This window comes from Mesorhizobium sp. RCC_202, from assembly GCF_041355295.1.
GTDB lineage: Bacteria > Pseudomonadota > Alphaproteobacteria > Rhizobiales > Rhizobiaceae > Mesorhizobium.
Genome location: NZ_JBFUPO010000001.1, coordinates 190,768 through 209,568 on the forward strand (window position 1 = coordinate 190,768; position 18,801 = coordinate 209,568).

18 protein-coding genes are annotated in these 18,801 nt (G+C 63.4%); 10 read left to right on the forward strand and 8 right to left on the reverse strand.

Translation table 11 applies throughout. The annotated features are described in order from the left end of the window. Positions 1-65: 65 nt before the first annotated feature. Positions 66-1,214 carry an acyl-CoA dehydrogenase family protein gene (locus tag AB6802_RS00890; protein ID WP_371008108.1) on the forward strand — a complete coding sequence of 383 codons (1,149 nt, stop codon included), beginning with the start codon at positions 66-68 and terminating at the stop codon, positions 1,212-1,214. Between the two features lie 68 nt (positions 1,215-1,282). Continuing rightward, the gene (locus AB6802_RS00895; protein ID WP_371008109.1) at positions 1,283-1,678 is read left to right on the forward strand and encodes a RidA family protein; all 396 of its coding nucleotides are present in this window, start codon (positions 1,283-1,285) and stop codon (positions 1,676-1,678) included. On the opposite strand, the gene AB6802_RS00900 is transcribed toward AB6802_RS00895, so the two are convergent. Beyond that, positions 1,679-2,770 carry an LLM class flavin-dependent oxidoreductase gene (locus tag AB6802_RS00900; RefSeq protein ID WP_371008110.1) on the reverse strand — a complete coding sequence of 364 codons (1,092 nt, stop codon included), beginning with the start codon at positions 2,768-2,770 and terminating at the stop codon, positions 1,679-1,681. A gap of 123 nt (positions 2,771-2,893) precedes the next feature. Here AB6802_RS00900 and AB6802_RS00905 point away from each other — a divergent pair, with 123 nt between their 5' ends. From AB6802_RS00905 to AB6802_RS00925, 5 genes are all read left to right on the forward strand, one after another. After that, complete coding sequence (locus AB6802_RS00905) at positions 2,894-3,655, forward strand: HpcH/HpaI aldolase/citrate lyase family protein (protein ID WP_371008111.1); 762 nt, start codon at positions 2,894-2,896, stop codon at positions 3,653-3,655. Between the two features lie 182 nt (positions 3,656-3,837). After that, a complete protein-coding gene (locus AB6802_RS00910) occupies positions 3,838-5,037 on the forward strand; it encodes a pyridoxal phosphate-dependent aminotransferase (RefSeq protein WP_371008112.1) in 1,200 nt (399 codons plus the stop codon). Between the two features lie 72 nt (positions 5,038-5,109). Continuing rightward, positions 5,110-5,907, forward strand: coding sequence for an ABC transporter substrate-binding protein (locus AB6802_RS00915; RefSeq protein ID WP_371008113.1), 798 nt, complete (start codon positions 5,110-5,112; stop codon positions 5,905-5,907). Positions 5,908-6,093: 186 nt separating this feature from the next. After that, on the forward strand, positions 6,094-6,768 hold the full coding sequence (locus tag AB6802_RS00920) for an amino acid ABC transporter permease (protein WP_371008114.1): 675 nt from the start codon (positions 6,094-6,096) through the stop codon (positions 6,766-6,768). Between the two features lie 40 nt (positions 6,769-6,808). After that, positions 6,809-8,083: a cysteine desulfurase-like protein gene (locus AB6802_RS00925; RefSeq protein WP_371008115.1), complete on the forward strand. Its 1,275-nt coding sequence runs from the start codon at positions 6,809-6,811 to the stop codon at positions 8,081-8,083. A gap of 35 nt (positions 8,084-8,118) precedes the next feature. On the opposite strand, the gene AB6802_RS00930 is transcribed toward AB6802_RS00925, so the two are convergent. After that, complete coding sequence (locus AB6802_RS00930; RefSeq protein WP_371008116.1) at positions 8,119-9,315, reverse strand: MmgE/PrpD family protein; 1,197 nt, start codon at positions 9,313-9,315, stop codon at positions 8,119-8,121. Between AB6802_RS00930 and AB6802_RS00935 the strand changes: the two genes are divergently transcribed. Next, positions 9,202-9,555: a hypothetical protein gene (locus AB6802_RS00935; RefSeq protein ID WP_371008787.1), complete on the forward strand. Its 354-nt coding sequence runs from the start codon at positions 9,202-9,204 to the stop codon at positions 9,553-9,555. The two genes, AB6802_RS00930 and AB6802_RS00935, sit on opposite strands and share 114 nt — an antisense overlap. Positions 9,556-9,686: 131 nt before the next feature. Here the strand turns inward: AB6802_RS00935 and AB6802_RS00940 are convergent, their stop codons facing one another. From AB6802_RS00940 to AB6802_RS00960, 5 genes are read right to left on the reverse strand one after another with little or no spacing between them, the layout of a single operon-like run. Next, positions 9,687-10,514 carry a dipeptide ABC transporter ATP-binding protein gene (locus AB6802_RS00940; RefSeq protein ID WP_371008117.1) on the reverse strand — a complete coding sequence of 276 codons (828 nt, stop codon included), beginning with the start codon at positions 10,512-10,514 and terminating at the stop codon, positions 9,687-9,689. Continuing rightward, positions 10,511-11,362 carry an ABC transporter ATP-binding protein gene (locus AB6802_RS00945; RefSeq protein ID WP_371008118.1) on the reverse strand — a complete coding sequence of 284 codons (852 nt, stop codon included), beginning with the start codon at positions 11,360-11,362 and terminating at the stop codon, positions 10,511-10,513. The genes AB6802_RS00940 and AB6802_RS00945 overlap by 4 nt, the downstream gene beginning before the upstream one ends. Next, positions 11,362-12,273 (reverse strand): ABC transporter permease subunit, encoded by a 912-nt coding sequence (locus tag AB6802_RS00950; protein ID WP_371008119.1) that lies wholly within the window; start codon positions 12,271-12,273, stop codon positions 11,362-11,364. The genes AB6802_RS00945 and AB6802_RS00950 overlap by 1 nt, the downstream gene beginning before the upstream one ends. Then, complete coding sequence (locus AB6802_RS00955) at positions 12,273-13,280, reverse strand: ABC transporter permease subunit (RefSeq protein ID WP_371008120.1); 1,008 nt, start codon at positions 13,278-13,280, stop codon at positions 12,273-12,275. Before AB6802_RS00955 ends, AB6802_RS00950 begins: the two co-directional genes overlap by 1 nt. Before the next feature lie 45 nt (positions 13,281-13,325). Further along, complete coding sequence (locus AB6802_RS00960; protein WP_371008121.1) at positions 13,326-14,924, reverse strand: ABC transporter substrate-binding protein; 1,599 nt, start codon at positions 14,922-14,924, stop codon at positions 13,326-13,328. 461 nt (positions 14,925-15,385) lie between these two features. Here AB6802_RS00960 and AB6802_RS00965 point away from each other — a divergent pair, with 461 nt between their 5' ends. Next, complete coding sequence (locus AB6802_RS00965; RefSeq protein WP_371008122.1) at positions 15,386-17,365, forward strand: long-chain fatty acid--CoA ligase; 1,980 nt, start codon at positions 15,386-15,388, stop codon at positions 17,363-17,365. Then, entirely contained in the window at positions 17,362-18,078 is a 717-nt protein-coding gene (locus AB6802_RS00970; protein ID WP_371008123.1) for a methyltransferase, read from the forward strand. The genes AB6802_RS00965 and AB6802_RS00970 overlap by 4 nt, the downstream gene beginning before the upstream one ends. Here AB6802_RS00970 and AB6802_RS00975 read toward each other — a convergent pair. Continuing rightward, positions 18,075-18,800, reverse strand: coding sequence for an HAD family hydrolase (locus tag AB6802_RS00975; RefSeq protein ID WP_371008124.1), 726 nt, complete (start codon positions 18,798-18,800; stop codon positions 18,075-18,077). The two genes, AB6802_RS00970 and AB6802_RS00975, sit on opposite strands and share 4 nt — an antisense overlap. Position 18,801: the final 1 nt, after the last annotated feature.

Sequence of the window (18,801 nt, forward strand, 5' to 3'; positions counted from 1 at the left end):
GGGAGATGTCCGGCAGGACAGAGGGGGGCGCCGTAGAGCGCAACGCCTCGAGAGCGGAGGTAGTCATGCCTGACCGTTCCTTCCTCAACTGGCCGTTCTTCGAAGACCGCCACCGCGAGCTGGCCGACCGCCTCGAAACCTGGTGCGCGAAAAACCTTCCCGTCGATCACCACGACGTCGATGCCGCCTGTCGCGAGCTCGTGCAAAAACTCGGCCGCGATGGCTGGCTGAAGCCAACGGCGCTCGATCCCGACAATCCCGCACCGCTCGACGTCCGCACTTTGTGCATCACGCGCGAGACGCTGGCGCGCCATGACGGGCTCGCTGATTTCGCCTTCGCCATGCAGGGGCTCGGCACCGGCGCGCTCAGCCTGTTCGGCACGCCGGAGCAGCAGCAATGGCTGGCGAAGACACGGGCCGGTCAGGCGATCTCGGCCTTCGCGCTGTCGGAGCCACGCTCGGGATCCGATGTCGCCAACATGGAAATGACGGCCACGCGCGACGGCGACGCCTATGTCTTGTCGGGCGAAAAAACCTGGATCTCCAATGGCGGCATCGCCGACCTCTACATCGTCTTTACCCGCACCGGCGAAGCGCCCGGCGCCAAAGGGCTATCCGCCTTCATCGTGCCGGCCGATGTAAAAGGCCTCGGCATCGCCGAACGGCTCGAAGTGATTGCCCCGCATCCGCTGGCGCGGCTTTCCTTCGACAAGGCGCGCGTTCCAGCCGCGTCCCTGATCGGCAAACCCGGGGACGGTTTTCGCATCGCCATGTCGGTGCTCGACGTGTTCCGCTCGACGGTGGGCGCGGCGGCGCTCGGCTTCGCGCGGCGCGCGCTGGATGAAAGCATCAAACGGGTGGCCGAGCGCAAACTGTTCGGCGCGCCGATGGGCGACCTGCAGATGGTGCAAGGTCACATCGCCGACATGGCGCTCGATGTCGACGCGGCCGCTCTCCTCGTCTATCGCGCCGCCTGGACCAAGGACATGGGTGCTGCCCGCGTCACCCGCGAGGCGGCGATGGCGAAGCTCTTCGCCACCGACAAGGCGCAGGAGGTGATCGACAAGGCGGTGCAGCTGCATGGCGGCGACGGCGTGCGCAAGGGCCACATCGTCGAAAGCCTTTACCGCGAGATTCGCGCGCTGCGCATCTATGAGGGCGCGTCCGACGTGCAGAAGGTGGTGATCGCCCGACAAATGATGGGGGCGGCGTGAGCCGGACGATCTCGTGAATTTTTCGAGCGGCGTTATTGCAGGCAGTATCTGATTTGGGGAGGCTAGACATGCACACCATTCTGCAGCCGGAGGGCTGGGCCAAACCCATCGGTTACGCCAACGGTGTCGCGGCGCGCGGACGGCTGGTGTTCGTTGGCGGGCAGGTCGGCTGGAACGGGCAGTGCCAGTTCGAGACCGACGATTTCGTCGGCCAAGTGCGGCAGACGCTCGCCAACATCGTCGCGGTGCTGGCCGAAGCCGGGGGCGAACCGCAGCACATCACCTCGATGACCTGGTACTTCACCGACAAGGCCGAATATCTCGGCAACCTCAAAGGCATCGGCGAGGCCTATCGCGACGTGATCGGCCGGCATTTCCCGGCGATGGCGGCGATGCAGGTGGTGGCGCTGGTCGAGGACCGCGCCAAGATCGAGATCCAGGCGACCGCCGTCATTCCGGAGTGATTACTGGCGAAGCCCGGCCTGCCTGAGCAGCGGCAGAACATGGTCGCAGAAATAGGGCAGTTCCTGCGTGTAGTTGACGAAGGACAGCGCGATGCCCTGGTAGCCATGCCCGGCAATCGCGGCCATGTCTGCGGCAATCGTTTCCGGCGTGCCGATCAACGGGTAGGTGCCGGCGCCGCCGGCGAAGCGCTGCCGGTAGCGGTCATAGGCATGCGGGTCGTGCGACTGCGAGAATTCCTTCTTGCCGGCCATATGCGCGTCGACCGCTTCGTGGTCGGCCAGATCGACGGCATAGCGCGCGTAGTAGGCCTGCGCCTCTTCCATGGTCGGACGGCAGACGACATGCGCGACGGTATAGACGCCGACATCGCGGCCGACCTTCGCGGCCCGCTCGCCGATGTCGGCGACATGCTTGCCGGCGTCGCTCATTTCCGAGAATGTCGTGAACAGGTAATCGCATCGGGAGGCGGCGAAATCACGGCCGGGGCCGCCAAAGGCCGCGTTCATGGTCACCGGTCGCGGAACCTGCAGGCTGGCCGGCCGGCTCACCGCCTCCTTCAGCCGATAATAGGCGCCCTCATAGTCCAGCGGCTCGCTCGAGGCATAAAGCCGCTCGAGTATCTCGATCCACTCGGCTGCCTGGTCATAGCCCTTCTCGACCAGCGGCGTGCCGAACATGCCGAATTCCTTCGGGTTCCAGCCGCAGACGATGTTGAGCCCCGCCCTGCCCTGGCTGATGTGGTCGACCGTCGCCAGCGCCTTGGCGGCGTAGAGCGGGTGCACCAGCGGCACATGCACCGTCATGAACAGGCCGATCTGCTCGGTGGCCGCGGCAAGTGCCGCCGCCCATGTGAAGGTCTCGAACGACCATTCGCGCACCTTGTTGCGGCCGCCGAAGCCGCGCCAGCGGGCGATCGGCAGCATGAATTCGAGACCGGCGCGGTCGGCGATCTGCGCCGCCGTCAGATTGTCCCGCCAGCTCGCCATCCAGCGCTCCGGCACATCGGTGATGGCAAGCCCGCCATCGGCGTTGGTCGAAAAGACGCCTAGCTTCAATCTGTTCGGGCCGTGCAGGGGATGGGCGTTGATCATGCTGGAAACTCGCGGCGAAAGAGCCACACGCTAGGCCCGCGCAAAAATATTTCAAGCCTGAAATAGCTTCGCCTCGCCGCCGTTTGCGGGTATGAAATGAGCAGCCTGAAAAAGGGGATGCAGATGAACGAATTCCGCAAGAAATGCATCGGCAAGGCCGGACTCATCGGTTCCTTTGCCGCCATCCCGCATCCCGTCGCGGTCGAGGTGATGGCGTCGTCCGGTCTCGATTTCCTCTGCATCGACTGGGAGCACGCGCAGATCGCGCGCGACATGATCGAGACCATGATACGCGCTGCCGACGTGCATCGCGTGCCGGCCATGGTGCGCGTTCCGGGCCATGCTCCCGAAGCGATCCAGGCAGCACTGGACAGCGGCGCGGAAGGCGTGCTGATCCCGCGTGTTTCGACCGCCGCCCAGGCTGAGGCAGCGGTGAAGGCCTCGCGCTATCCGCCGCTCGGCGAACGCGGCGTCGGCCCCGGGCGGGCCGCCGGCTATGGCTATCGCATCCCCGAATATCTGGCCTCCGCCAATGAGCGGATCGTCGTCGCGGTCCAGGTCGAGACGGCGGAGGGGCTGGCCAATATCGGCGCGATCGCCGCCGTCGACGGTGTCGACGTGATCTTTGTCGGCCCTGGCGATCTTTCAGTGTCGATCGATGCGATCGGACCGAAAGGCGCCGACAGGCTCAACGACGCGATCCGGACCATCATTATGGCTACGATCAAACACAACAAAACCGCCGGCATATTTTGCGCCAGCCCGCAGGCCATCAGCCGCTGGGCGATGATGGGCGCGAGCTTCTTCGTGCTGGCCAGCGACACGATGTTTCTCGGCGCCGGCGCCGCCGCCAATTGCGCCGCCGCGCGGGACGAATTGGCCTAGGCGGGTGCGGCTGAAAAGGCGTACCGGCTGAGCAACAGGCCGACCAAACTTTTTAAGCTTAAAACTTTTGCCTTGAAAAGCGCGGCACTTTGGATAGCATCCGAAGTCGATAGCGACTGCCGTGCCGGAGGGGGCTTTTCGGGCAGTCCACCATTGTGCTCCGGGTGGGAGGGGTTCAGTCCTTGTCGTTCATACCGTCCCAGTCATCGTCCAGCGCGCGCTATGCCTTCGATGGCGTGCGCGCCCAGATCCGCGATCTGCATACAGAAAACATCGCCAACCTCGCCGTTCGCGCGCGCGAATTGGGCGACGTCATCGCGCTCTGGTACGGCGAGGGCGATATGGTGACGCCCGCCTTCATCCGCGACGCGGCAAAGGCCGCCTTCGATGAAGGCCAGACTTTCTACGTTCCCAACATGCGCGGGCTCGGGGCGCTCAACGAAGCGCTGTCGGACTACCAGACGCGCATCCATGGCCGTTCCATCCCCATCGCGCGCACCACGGTCACGCCGGGCGGCATGCAGGCGTTGTACCTGGCGCTGGAGCTGCTGGTCGATACCGGCACCAATGTCGTCTATGTCGCGCCGCAATGGCCGAACATCCACAATGCCATCCATCTGATCGGTGGCGAGCCGCGGCCGTTTTCGCTCGACTTCAAGGGCGACTGGCAGCTCGATCTCGACCGGCTGTTTGGGACCTGCGACGCGCGCACCCGTGCCATCTTCCTGTCGACGCCGTCCAACCCGACCGGCTGGACCGCGTCGCGCGCGGAAATGCAGGCGCTGCTCGACTTCAGCCGCCGCACCGGCATCTGGATCATCTCCGACGAGGTCTATGGTCGGCTCTATTTCGACGGCGATGTCGCCCCTTCCATCCTGCAGATCGCCGAGGACGGCGACCGGGTGCTGTCGGTCAACAGTTTCTCCAAAGCCTGGGCGATGACCGGATGGCGCATCGGCTGGCTGACGCATCCGTCAGGCGTGGCCGACCAGCTCGGCGCGATGACGCAATATGTCAACAGTGGCACCGCGGCCCCGATCCAGGCCGGCGCGGTCGCCGCGATCCGCCAGGGCGAGCCCCTGGTGGCAGAAATCAGGCAACGGATCAGGACCGGCCTCGACCTTGCCTATGACCGGCTGGCGCGGATTCCGGGCGTGATCCTGCCGACCAAACCGCGCGGCGGCATGTACGCCTTCTTCGCCCTGGAGGGCGAGGACGACGCCAGGAAGGCCTGCGCCCGAATCCTGGAGACGGCGCGAGTGGGACTTGCGCCAGGCCATCTGTTTGGACATTCGGCGGCGGCATTCCTGCGCATGTGCGTGTGCCGCGACAGCAGCCAGATTGAAACGGCGCTCGAGCGCATGAGCGCCGCCATGAATTGACGCCTTGCCGGAAGCGAGGCGGCAAAAACCGTGGCGGGCCAACCCGCCCGTTCAACAACAGAGGGAACAAAAATGAGCTTTACGCGTCGCAACCTGCTTCTCCTGGCCGCTGCCATCGGCATCGCCGCCGGTCCTGCCACCGCCTATGCCGCCGATGTGCTCAATGTCGGCGCCTACCCGACCAATCCGCCCTTCGAATACAAGAACGAGAGCGGCACCTTCGAGGGCTTTGAGGTCGATATCATCAACGAGGCGGCCAAGCGCATCGGCATGACCACCGATATCGCGGACCTCGGCTTCCAGGCGCTGTTCGCGGCTGTCAGTTCGAACCGCATCGATGTCGCGATCTCCTCGATCACCATCACACCGGAGCGGCTGAAAACGCTGTCGTTCACCCAGCCCTACTACGATTCCGACATGGGCATCGCGACCAAGACCGACAGCGCCGTCAACACCGAGGCCGATCTCAAGGGCAAGATCGTCGGCGTGCTCTCAGGCTCGACCGGCGAGACCTGGGTCAAGGCGCACCAGGAAGCCGACGGATACAGCGACGTGAAGGGCTACGACACGCAGCAGAACCTGCTGCTCGACCTCAGCGCCGGCCGTGTCGACGCCGCCGTCAGCGACATTCCCGGCATGCAGTATTCCTTTACCAAGATGAAGGATCTGGTCGTCAAGCAGCGCATCAAGACCGGCGAACAGTACGGCCTGATGATGAGCAAGGACCACCCGCTGCTCGGCAAGCTGAACGACGCGCTGACGGCGATGAAGAAGGACGGCACGCTGGCCGCGATCCACAAGAAGTGGTTCGGCTCCGATGCGCCGGCCGACTCCTCGACGGTCAAGGAAATGCCGCTGCCGAAGGGCTGAGCAAACTGACCAGAAGCGAGCCGTGCCGGCTTTCCAGGCCTGCACGGCTCTTTTCCTTTCTCCCGGAACCGCACGCAGACCTGAGTTGATGTTTCGGGCCTCTATCCTTGGTCTTACGCAATTGCGGACGGAAAACCGCTTCACACTTTTCCTGGAATTGCTCTAGCACGGTTCGGGAACGCTCCCATGTCGCTGATCGACACCTTCTTCAATCCCGACGTCATCATGTCCAGCCTGCCGGCGCTGCTGCGCGGCTTCCTGAACACGCTGCTGCTCGGCGTGATGAGCATCGCCATCGGCGTCGCCGCGGGGCTGGCGATCAGCCTGGTCCGGCTCTATGCGCCCAAGCCGTTGCGCTGGCTGGCCATCGGCTACACCGACATCTTCCGCGCCCTGCCCGTGCTGGTGGTGCTGATCCTGATCTACTACGCGCTGCCTTTCCTCGGCATACGGCTTTCGTCCTGGGCTTCGGCCGTGACGGCGTTCGCCATCATCATGTCTGCCTATTCGGCCGAGGTTTTCCGCTCCGGTATCGAGAGCATACCGAAGGGCCAGTTCGAGGCGGCGCAGGCGCTCGGCCTGCCGTTCATGCTCACCCTGCGCAAGGTCGTGCTGCCGCAGGCGATCCGCGTGGTGATCCCACCGATGACCAGCAACTGCGTCTCGATGTTCAAGGACACCTCGCTTGCCTCGACGGTGGCGCTGCCGGAACTCTTGAAGGAAGCGACCAACGCGCAGTCGCTCTACGCCAACCCCTCACCGCTGATCGGCGCAGCGCTGGTCTATCTCATCTTCCTCTGGCCGATGGTCCGCCTGGTCAGCCTGCTCGAGCGCCGCTTCCAGACCGAAAAGACGCGTTGAGCTCACCAACCGATCCCAACTCCCCGCAGGAGCGTACCCCGTGAACAAGCATCAAACCGACAATACGAACGCCGCCGCGTTCCCGGTCGAAAAAATCCGCGCCATGTTTCCCGCGCTACAGCGCGCCGGGGATTTCATCTTCCTGGACAACGCCGCCGGCGCGCAGATCCCGCAGAGTGTGCTCGACGCGGTGACCAACCATCTGGTCAGCCACAATGTGCAGCGCGGCGGCCGCTATGGGCGCAGCGTCACCGTCGACCAGTCGGTTGCCGAAGCACGCGAGAGTGTGGCGCTGCTGATCAACGCCTACAGCCCGTCAGAAATCTGCTTCGGCATGAACGCTACGTCGTTCATCCGTCTGGTCAGCCTCGGCATCGGCCAGATGCTTCAGGAGCGCGACGAGATCGTCATCACCGACATGGACCACGACGCCAACATCGCCACCTGGCTGGCTCTGGAATCAGCCGGCGCCAAGTTCAAATGGTGGCGCATGCGCGAGGACGGCAACCTCCATGTCGACGACCTAAAGCCGCTCGTCTCGGGACGCACCCGGCTCGTCGCCTGCACGGTGACGGCGCATTCGATCGGCTCGATCGTCGATGTCGCTTCGGTGGCAAAGATCGCGCATGCCGCCGGCGCCGAAGTGTTCCTCGACTGCGTGCATTACGGCCCGCACGGGCTGATCGACGTGCAGGCCTGGAGCTGCGATTACCTGGTCTGCTCCGGCTACAAGAATTTCTCGCCGCATATGGGCTTCCTCTGGGGCCGCTTCGACACGCTGAAGCGGTTGCCGACCTTCCGCGAGGACTTCATTCCCGACGAACCGCCCTACAAGGTCGAGGCCGGCACGTTCATCTACGAGAACGTCTCCGGCATGGACGCGGCGGTGCGCTATCTGGAATCGATCGGCCGCAATTTTCTCCCAGAAAACAACCGCTCGCGCCGCGACAACATCGTCGCCGGCATGAACGCCATCCGCGACTACGAGCTGCTGCTGGCGCGCGAAATGATGAAGGTGCTGAAAGATTGCGGCGCGACGATCTACGGCGTTGCTGACGAAGGGCGCATCATTGAGCGCGTGCCGACCTTCTGCTTCAACATCGGCAAGCTCTCGCCGCAACGGATCGTCGAGGAAATGGCCGCCCTGCAGATCGGCATCCGCGACGGCCACATGTACGCGCCGCGGCTGATGAAGCGGCTCAACCTGTCTATGGACAGCGGCGCCATCCGCGCTTCGCTGGTGCACTACAACACGGTGGCGGAAGTGCATCGCTTCGGCGAAGCGCTGCGGGCGATTATCGCCAAGCTGTCGTGAGCTGCTAGTCTAGGAACGCGCCAGTCTGGCCGGCCTCAGCGATCGAGCGGCGCGACTGTCAGATCGATCAGCCGGCCAAGGCCTTTGCTGTCCAGGCTATCGAAGGACAGGGCCATCGCCTCCATCTCGTTGGCCCGGTCCTTGCTGATCAGCCCGTCGGTGAACGCCGCATATTTCTGGTGGAACTCTTCGTCGCTCATCGGGTTGTCGCGATCGCCTTTCGGCGTGCGCGGCTCGGACATGATTTCGCGTCCGTCCTGCAAGTAGAGCGTCACATCGGCCCAGCGCTTGCCGACGCTGATGCGGGTGTAGTGCTCGGTCTCGACCAATTCGGTGGCGTTGGAAATCCGACGGATCTCCTCGTCCTGCAGAACCTGCGGCAGCAGCTCCTGCGGTCCGATCTTGCCCCGCACGATCATCGTCGCGACCGGGAAGGCGATCGAATAACTCATTTCGTCCAGCGTCTTCGGATTGTGGCCGGCAAGCCGCACCGCATAGTGAAAGGTCTGGATGCGCAGGCGCGCGATATCCTTGCTGGAAAGCTTGTTGTCGCGCATCAGGTCGCGTGCTGCATCGATCGATGGATGGGCCCAGCGGCACACGGGATAGGGTTTGTATGACGTGTCTTCGACGACACGCCAGGCCTTTCCAAGATCGCTCCACCACGGCGCGGCGAGTTCGCCTTCGGCGGTGATCGCGGGTGCCCCGGTGAAGCCGAGTTGCGCCATATAGGCGGCCATGACGCCCGACGGCGCGCCCCAGCCGACGCCGTCGCGCAACATGGTCGGAAAATCGATGCAGCGCATCATCTGGCTGCGCGGACCGTGATATTCGGCGATGCCGGCAGCATGACGCGTCTGCTCCTGGCTGAGCCCGAGGAGTCGGGAAACACCGGCCGCCACGCCGACCGCGGTCCACGCCCCGGAGGTGTGATAGTCGGAAACGGTGCCGTGCAGGGTCAGCCCGGCGCGATAGGAAACCTCATAAGCGATGGCCAGCGCGACCATTAGTTCTTCGCCGGAAATGGCGGTCCCCGAGGCCCGAAGCGAATCCGCAACGGCGAGCAGGGCTGGAAACACCGCTGAGCCTGCGTGGCCTTTGCAAGGGCTGGTGGAGTCGTGACCGTCGATCGAGTCGATGGTGAAGGCGCCGGCAAAGGCTGCTCCGGCCGGGGGCTTACGGGACGCCCGTCGAAAATCATCCGCGCTGCGATTTCGGGCGAGGAGCGCCATAGCCGATCGGCAATTGTCCTGGTGATCGACGAGAGCTCCGTTGTCGAGCCCACCGCCGCCACGCCAAGCGTATCGGCAAAACTGCGCCTGAGGATGGCGCGCATCTCTTCGGGAATGGCGTCCATGGTCAGGCTGCCGGCAAACTCGGAAAAGCTGGTCACGTCAAATCCTCCACGCATTCAAGTCGACAGGCACAGCCTCACGGTGCGCCGGCTGTTCAAGACCGACACGCCAAGGTGATCAGGGCTTAAATAGATGACCGCGCCGCCCCGGTGACAATCGAAGTTTGCTAGTAAGTCGCGAGGGTCGCCTCGGCAGATGCAGGCCGCCCTTAATAAAACTCGGTCCTTTAGGGTACCCGGGTTTTCACTCTAGGCCGCTTTCTTCTTCGCCAGCCTCGCCTTGATCGAGGCCACGTCGGCGCGCGGCGTCGCGGCGAACAGCGTCTTGGTGTAGGCGTGCTTGGGGTCGGAAAAGACCGCCTCGCGCGAGCCGTATTCGACCGCTTCGCCGAAATACATCACCATCACGTCGTCGGCAATGTAGCGCACCACTGACAGGTCGTGGCTGATGAAAACGTAGGTCAGCTGGAACTCGTCCTGCAGGTCGGCGAGCAGGTTGAGCACCTGCGCCTGCACCGAGAGATCGAGCGCCGAGACCGGCTCGTCGAGCACCAGCAGGCTCGGGTTCAACATCAGCGCGCGGGCAATGGCGATGCGCTGCCGCTGGCCGCCCGAGAACATGTGCGGATAACGGTTGTAGTGCTCCGGTCCGAGGCCGACCTTCTTCAACATCTTCATCGCCAGGTCGCGCCGCTCCTCGGCCGACTTGTCGGTGTTGATCAGAAGCGGCTCGCCGAGAACGTCGCCGATCTTCTGGCGCGGGTTCAGCGATCCATAAGGGTTCTGGAAGACGATCTGCACCTTGCGGCGCATCTCCTTGGAGAGCCCGTGTTTGGCGATGTCGACCTTGTTGCCGTCGATGAAGAGTTCACCGGAGGTCGCCGGATCGATCAGCGTGATGATGCGGGCGAGCGTGGACTTGCCGCAGCCCGATTCGCCGACGATGGCGAGCGTCTTGCCCTTCTCGACACTGAAGGATACGCCCTTCACCGCATGCACGGTGCGCGCGCCGCGGAACAGCCCGCCGCCGACATGGTAGTCGCGCTTGATGTTCTTGCCTTCGACAACAATGGTCATGCGCTGGCTCCGGAGGGCGCCGGCTCGAACAGCATGTCGGAGACGGTCGGCAGACGGTCGCCGACGGCATTTTCCGGCAGCGCCGAGAGCAGTGCGCGCGTATAATTGCTTTTCGGCGATTCGAACAGCGACAGCACGTCGGCCTCTTCCATCTTGCGGCCCTTGTACTGGACGATGACGCGGTCAGCGGTTTCAGCCACCACGCCCATATTGTGGGTGATCATGATCAGGCCCATGCCGTATTTGGCCTGCAGCGACACAAGCAGATCGAGGATCTGCTTCTGGATGGTGACATCCAATGCCGTTGTCGGCTCGTCGGCGATCAGGAGCTTTGGATTGCAGGCGATGGCGATGGCGATCATGACGCGCTGGCACTGGCCGCCCGACATCTGATGCGGGAAAGAGTTCAGCCGCTCGGCCGGCTCAGGAATGCCGACCTGCTGCAACAACTCGATGGCGCGAGCCCGGCGCTGGGTCTTGTCCATGCCCATGTGGAAGCGCAGCACTTCCTCGATCTGGAAGCCGACCGCGAAGCACGGATTGAGGCTGGCCATCGGCTCCTGGAAGATCATCGACATGTCCTTGCCGACGATCTTGCGCCGCTCGGCAGGGCCTAGCTTCAGGAGATCGCGTCCGCCAAAGCTCATCTTGTCGGCGGTGACCTTGGCTGTCCACGGCAACAGGCCCATCACGGCCAGCATCGACACCGACTTGCCGGAGCCGGACTCGCCAACGATTGCCAGCACCTCGCGTTCGTCGACATGCAGCGAGACGCCATCGACGGCGCGGAACGGACCGGACGCGGTCTGGAATTCGACGACGAGGTTCTGGATGTCGAGCAACGCCATCACGACCTCCTGAGCTTGGGATCGAGCGCATCGCGCAGGCCGTCGCCGACCAGGTTGATGGCAAGCACGGTGATCAGGATGGCGAGACCCGGGAACGTCACGACCCACCAGGCGCGCAGGATGAATTCGCGCGCCGTAGCAAGCATGGTGCCCCATTCGGGTGTGGGCGGCTGGGCGCCCAGGCCGAGGAAGCCGAGCGCTGCCGCTTCGAGAATGGCGTTGGAGAACGACAAGGTCGCCTGGACGATGAGCGGTGCCAGGCAATTGGGCAGGATGGTGCGCAGCATCAACCTGGTGTGGCCGGCGCCGGCGACCTTGGCGGCGACGACATATTCACGGCTTTTCTCCGCCATGACGGCGGCGCGCACCAGCCGGGCGAAATGCGGCTGCAGGACGAGCGCGATGGCCAGCATCGCATTGAACAGGCCAGGGCCGAGGATAGTGACCATGACCAGCGCCAGCAACAGTGACGGGAAGGCCAGGATGAGGTCCATGACGCGCATGATCGCCACGTCGACCCAGCCGCGGAAATAGCCAGCCAGCAGGCCGAGCGTGATGCCGCCGGTGAGTGCCAGCGTGACCACGACCGCGCCGATCAGCAGCGAGAAGCGCGCGCCATAGAGCAGACGCGAGAGGATGTCGCGGCCGACTGGATCGGTGCCGAGCAGATATTGCGCCGAGCCGCCGTCCTGCCAGGCCGGGGGCCTTAAGAAGGCGGTCTTATCCTGGACGTCGGGTGCATAGGGCGCCAGCAGCGGCGCAAACAGCGCCGCCAGCACCAGCAGGATGAAGACGAACAGGCCGATGACGGCGCCGCGGTTCACCGAGAAATAATACCAGAAGGTCTTGAGACCGGTGAGGCGATCCGGGCTGCCGGCGGCCATCGGGGCGATTTCGGTCGACTGGCTCATCACGCCGCCCTTATGCGTGGGTTGATAACGGCATAGAGCACGTCGACGATCAGGTTCACGGCCATGACGATAAGGGCGATCAACAGCAGGCCGGACTGCACGACGACATAGTCGCGCTTGGATATGGATTCGACCATCCACCTGCCGATGCCCGGCCAGGAGAAGATCGTTTCGGTAAGAATGGCGCCGGCGAGCAGCGTGCTGACCTGCAGGCCGATGGTGGTGACCACCGGAATGAGCGCATTGCGCAGAGCATGCACGCCGATGACTCGCGCCGACGAAAGCCCTTTGGCCCGGGCAGTCCGCACATAGTCTTCGCCCAGCACCTCGAGCATGGCGGAGCGCGTCTGGCGCGCTATCACCGCCAGCGGAATGGTGCCGAGCACGATTGTCGGCAGCACCAGATGGCGCAATACCGAGCGAAAAGCATCCCATTTGCCGTAGAGCAAAGTGTCGATGGTCATGAAGCCGGTGATCGGCTTGAAGAAGTACTGCAGGTCGATGCGGCCGTTGACCGGTGTCCAGCCGAGATAGCCGGAGAAAAAGATGATCAGCAGCAGGCCCCACCAGAAGATCGGCATGGAGTAGCCGACAAGCGCCGTGCCCATCAGCGACTGGTCGAACCATGAGCCGCGCTTGATGGCCGCGAAGATGCCGGCCGGAATGCCGAGCAGCATGGCGAAAATCATGGCGAAGAATGATAGCTCCAGCGTCGCCGGGAACAGCGTCTTGAACTCTTCGAGCACCGGGCGCTTGGACGAAATCGAAACGCCGAAATCGCCGGTCACGACCTCGCCGACATAGCGCGTATATTGCTGCCAGATCGGCAGATTATAGCCGAACTGCTCCTTGAGCTCCTCGTAGCGCGCCGGCGCCACGCCGTGTTCGCCGGCCATGGCCAGGATAGGATCGCCGGGCAGCAGCCTGACAAACGCAAAGGCGCAGATCGTGATGCCGACAAGCGTCGGGATCAAAAGTGCAATTCGGTGGAGGATATATTTTAGCATGATGTAGGGGGGCGGCGCTTCATTGCGCCGCCCCGCTCTATAGTCTTATTCGGCCTTGTCAACGCCGTCGAAGCGGTGAATGCCGAGCGGATCCATCTTGAAACCGCTGACATTGTTGCGCACGACCGCATAGACCTGGCTATGGACCAGCAGGAAGGCGGGCGCTTCCTTGGCGAAGATCACCTGCGCCTGCTCATAGAGCTTGGAACGCTCGGCCTGGTCGCTGGTCTTCTTGGCTTTCTGGATCAGATCCTCGAAGTCCTTGTCGCACCAGCTCGAGTAGTTCGACACGCCGATCGCCGAGCAGGCGAACAGGGTGGCGAAGAAGTTGTCCGGATCGCCATTGTCGCCGGTCCAACCGATCTGGAAGGCGCCGGGACGGTCCTTCTTCTTGCCTTCCGAGCGATACTTGGTCCACTCGTAGTTGACGATCTCCGCCTTGACGCCGACCTTGGCCCAGTCGGCCTGGATCAGTTCGGCGGCGCGCTGGAAGTTCGGATTGTACGGGCGAACGCGGTCGGATGCCCAGAGCTGGATGTCCTTCAGCCCGGCAGCCTCGAGCACCTTCTTGGCCTCGTCCGGATTGTAGGCGTCGGTTTTCACATCCTTGTTCCACGACCACATGGTCGGCGGGATCAGGTTTTCCGCCGGCGTTGCGCCCGCATCCTGGAACAGCGACTTGATCAGCGCCTGCCGGTCGATCGCCTGGTTGAGCGCATGGCGCACCTCAGGCTTGTCGAGCGGCGGGATGGTGGTGTTGTAGCTCATATAGCCGATGTTCAGGCCGGCCTGATCCATCAGGGTCACGTCCTTGTTGGCCTTGATGGTGGCGATGTCGGCCGGGTTCGGATAGGGCGCGATGTCGCATTCGCCGGCAAGCACCTTCTGGATGCGGGCGGTGGCGTCAGGCGTGATGGCGAAGACGAGATCGTCGATCTTCTCCTTGCCCTTGAAGTAGTCGGGGTTGGCCGCATAGCGAATGACCGAATCCAGCTGGTAGTCGACGAACTGGAACGGGCCGGTGCCGATCGGCTTGGTCGAGAAGTCGGCCATCTTGCCGTCCTTCTGGAGCTGGTCGGCATATTCCTTCGACACGATCGAGGCAAAGTCCATGCCGAGGTTAGCCAGCATCGGCGAGTTCGGCTCGGTCAGCGTCAGCTTGACGGTCAGGTCGTCGACCTTCTCCCACTTGGCGACGTATTTCGGCATGTCCATGCCGGTGTAATAGTCCCAGGTCAGGTTCGGCAGATACTTGTCGCCGTTCCACGGATTCTCTTTGTTGAACTGACGATCGAAGGAAAAGACGACGTCATCGGCATTGAGGTCGCGCGTCGGCTTGAAATAATCGGTGGTCTGGAACTTCACGCCCGGATGCAGATGGAAAGTATAGACCAGGCCGTCGTCGGAGATTTCCCACTTGTCGGCGAGGCCGGGCTCGACCTCGGTGCCGCCGTGCTTGAACTCGACCAGACGCGAATAGACGGTACGCGACGAGGCGTCGAAGTCGTTGCCGCCTGTCGTGGTGCCCGGGTCGAAATTGGCCGGCGAGGCCTCCGAGCAATAAACCAGCGTCTTGGCATTGGCCATGCCGCCGAGGACGCTTGCAGCCAGCAACGCGGCTGCAAAAGTCAGTTTCTTTTTCATTGAGCACTCCCTGATTTTTCTCCCAAGCCCCTCTATCAGGCTCGCGAAGGGCGCATATAAGCACCGTTTCTTCGCCTTTGGAACACCCCGTTTGCGTACCCCACGGGAAGCAGGAAAAGAATCTACGTTTTACTCTCGATGCAGAAAAAATTAGCAGTTTTTTCTGCTCACGACATTGTTAACGACTGCATTTTTTTATTGATCGGCCTTCTTTCGAAATGAGCGTTTGAGACGCCAATAGCCGAGCTCCGCCTATGCCCGCGCACGCGCCGCAGGCGGTCGAACAGTGGGATTTCGACGGCAAATCTTTCCCCGCCCTTGCCGCAGGGGCAAGGCTTGCACCGCCGCCGATAGAGGCAATACATAGATGCCGGGCCGGATTTCCTCACGCAATCCGGGACCGGCGTGGAGGACGCTTCTTGGAAGCGAGCGCCCATATCGAAGGCGACAGGGAGAGACAGGTGGCAAAAGCAGCAAAGACGACAGCCTCGGCGAAAGCAAAGGCCAAGCCTGCCGCCGGGAGCGATGCGCCGAAGCCTGCCAAGACCGCCGCGCCGAAGGCGAAAGCTGCCGCCAAGTCAGCCCCGGCAAAGCCGGCTGCCGCCAAACCCGCGGCGCCAAAGGCCAAGGTTGCGGCCGCGAAGGCGGACAAGCCGGCAGTCGGGAAAGCACCTGTCAAATCGGCCAAGGCGGCGCCGGCGAAGGACGCGGCGAAACCGGCCGCCAAACACCTGCCAAAGGCGATCACCGAGCTCACCGCCGGTCTACCGGAAAAGCCGTGGCTGAAAAGCTATCCGAAGAACATGCCGGCCGAGATCGGCGCCCTGCCCTACAATTCGATCGGCGACTTCCTCGTCGGCGCCTGCAAGCAGTTCGCCGGCCAGCCGGCCTTCGTGTGCATGGGCAAGTCGATCACCTATGCCGAGGTCGAACGGCTGTCGGCTGCCTTCGGCGCTTACCTGCAGTCGAAGGGATTGCAGAAAGGCGCGCGCGTGGCGCTGATGATGCCCAACGTGCTGCAATATCCGGTGGCGATGATGGCTGTGCTGCGCGCCGGCTACACAGTGGTCAACATCAACCCGCTGTATACGCCGCGCGAGCTCGAACACCAGCTCAAGGATTGCGGTGCGCAAGCCATCGTCATCCTGGAAAACTTCGCCGGCACGCTACAGGCGGTGATCGCCAGGACACAGGTCAAGCACGTCGTGGTCGCGGCGATGGGCGACATGCTGGGCGGGCTGAAAGGCACGATCGTCAACCTCGTCGTGCGGCGGGTGAAGAAGATGGTGCCGGCCTGGTCGCTGCCCGGTCATGTCAAGTTCAACGCGGCGCTGAAAACCGGCGCCACGATCGCTTTCAAGCCGGCAGCGGTTTCGGGTGACGACATCGCCTTCCTGCAATATACCGGCGGCACGACCGGCATCTCGAAGGGTGCGACGCTGCTGCATCGCAACGTGCTGTCGAACGTCGCGCAGAATTCGCTGTGGGTGGAAGACGCCTACACGATCAAGCCGAAGCCGGCGCATCTCAATTTCATCTGCGCGCTGCCGCTCTATCATATCTTCGCGCTGACGGTGAACGCGCTGATGGGCATGCAGCAGGGCGCGCAGAACGTGCTCATCCCGAACCCGCGCGACATTCCAGGCTTCGTCAAGGAGCTTGCGAAATATCCAGCCCACATCTTCCCCGGCCTCAACACGCTGTTCAATGCGCTGCTCAACAATGAGGAGTTCCGCAAGCTGGACTTCAAGCCGCTGATCCTGACGCTGGGCGGCGGCATGGCGGTGCAGAAGGGCGTGGCCGAACGCTGGAAAGCGCTGACCGGCTGCCCGGTCTCAGAAGGCTACGGGCTGTCGGAAACCTCGCCGGTGGCGACCGCCAACAAATTCAGCTCGCCCGATTTCACCGGCACGATCGGCCTGCCGCTGCCTTCGACCGAGATCGCCATTCGCGATGACGACGGCAACAACGTGCCGCTCGGCGAAGTCGGCGAGATCTGCATCCGCGGCCCGCAGGTGATGGCGGGCTATTGGAACCGGCCGGACGAAACCGCCAAGGTGATGACCAAGGACGGCTTCTTCAAGTCCGGCGACATGGGCTTCATGGACGAACGCGGCTACACCAAGATCGTCGACCGCAAGAAGGACATGATCCTGGTCTCGGGCTTCAACGTCTATCCGAACGAACTGGAAGAAGTGGTGGCGCATCACCCAGGCGTGCTCGAAGTGGCGGCGATCGGCGTGCCGGACGAGCATTCCGGCGAAGTGCCTAAATTGTTCGTGGTGAAGAAGGATCCGGCACTCACCGTCGAGACATTGATGGCGTATTGCCGCGAGAACCTGACCGGCTACAAGCGGCCGAGATACATCGAGTTCCGCACCGAACTGCCGAAAACGCCGGTCGGCAAGATCCTGCGGCGCGCGCTGCGGGACCAGGTTTGAGCGAAGCACGCGAGGCCGCGACGCGGGAGCTGCCCAAAAAACTCGACCCAGCGGCATTCATCCAGGCAAACATGCGGCTTGCGCCCGTGCCCTCGCTGCCGGAAATCCGCCTTTACCTCGCCCATCCCGGGACCGGCCTGAGGCGGTTGCTCGAACGGGATAACGACGGCCCGGATGACAACGGGCCTGAGCCGCAGCCGCCTTACTGGGCCTATGCCTGGGCCGGCGGCGCGGTGCTGGCGCGCTACATTCTCGACAATCCCTCGATCGTTGCCGGAAAGCGGGTACTCGATCTCGGCGCCGGGTCAGGGCTGGTCGGCATCGCCGCGGCGAAAGCCGGCGCGCGGGACGTTTTGGCGGCTGAGATCGATCGCAACGGGGTTGTGGCGCTTCGCCTCAACGCGGCAGCCAACGGCGTGGCCATCGCGATTGTGGGCGATGACATCACCGGCAGTCCGCCGCCGGAGGTCGATCTGGTGCTGGCCGGCGATGTGTTCTACGGGCAAGAGGTGGGGCAGCGAATTATGCCCTTCCTCGACCGCTGCCTGGCAGCCGGCATTGAGGTGCTGGTAGGCGATCCCGGGCGCGCCTGGCTGCCCAGGTCGCGGCTTCGCCAGCTTGCCGAATATCAGGTGCCCGATTTCGGCGGAAACGGCGCCTGCGAACCGAAGCCGAGCGCGGTCTTCGCGTTCATCGCGGATCGCGTGGGTTAACCCGCAGGCACGCTCACCCTTGCCGCGAGAAAATCCGGCAGATCGGCAACCGAATCCAGCACCACATCGGCCATCGGTGCCAGCGAGTCGCGCGTGCCGGTGCCCGACAGCACGCCCACCGCCAGGCCACAGCCGCCGGCGCGCGCCATTTCGAGATCGTGGCGGTTGTCGCCGACCATGGCGATCTCGCTCGGCTTCAGCCCGGTCAGATCGCAGAAAGCCACCACAGTGTCGGGCGCCGGCTTGGAATTGGCCACGGCGTCGTAGCCGAAGGCGGCATCGAAGAGCTGCGCGATGCCGAGCGTGGCAAGTGTCCTTTCGGCGCCGCTGGTCGAATCGTTGGTGGCAACGCCCATGCGAATGGAGCGCTTGTGCAAGGTCCGCAGCGCCGCGATGACGCCCGGCAGTGCTACCGCCATCGCCGAGCCCTGCACCGAGGTGATCTCGTTGAAGCGCGATACGGCATGCATCTGGTCCTCGTCGGACAGGCGCGGGAACCAGAGCTCGACAACGTCCATGTTCGAGCCGGAGGCAAAGATCGAATCCGGCTTGAAGCGTTTGGTGACGAAATCGAAACCGGCGGCGGCAAGCAGGCGATCGGCCTTCCAGCGATCACCTTCGGCGGCGTCCATCGCCATAAAGTCGGCAACGCCGAGCCAGGTTGTATTGAAGTCGACAAGCGTGCCGTCCTTGTCGAACAGAATTCCCTTGATATCCGCCAAC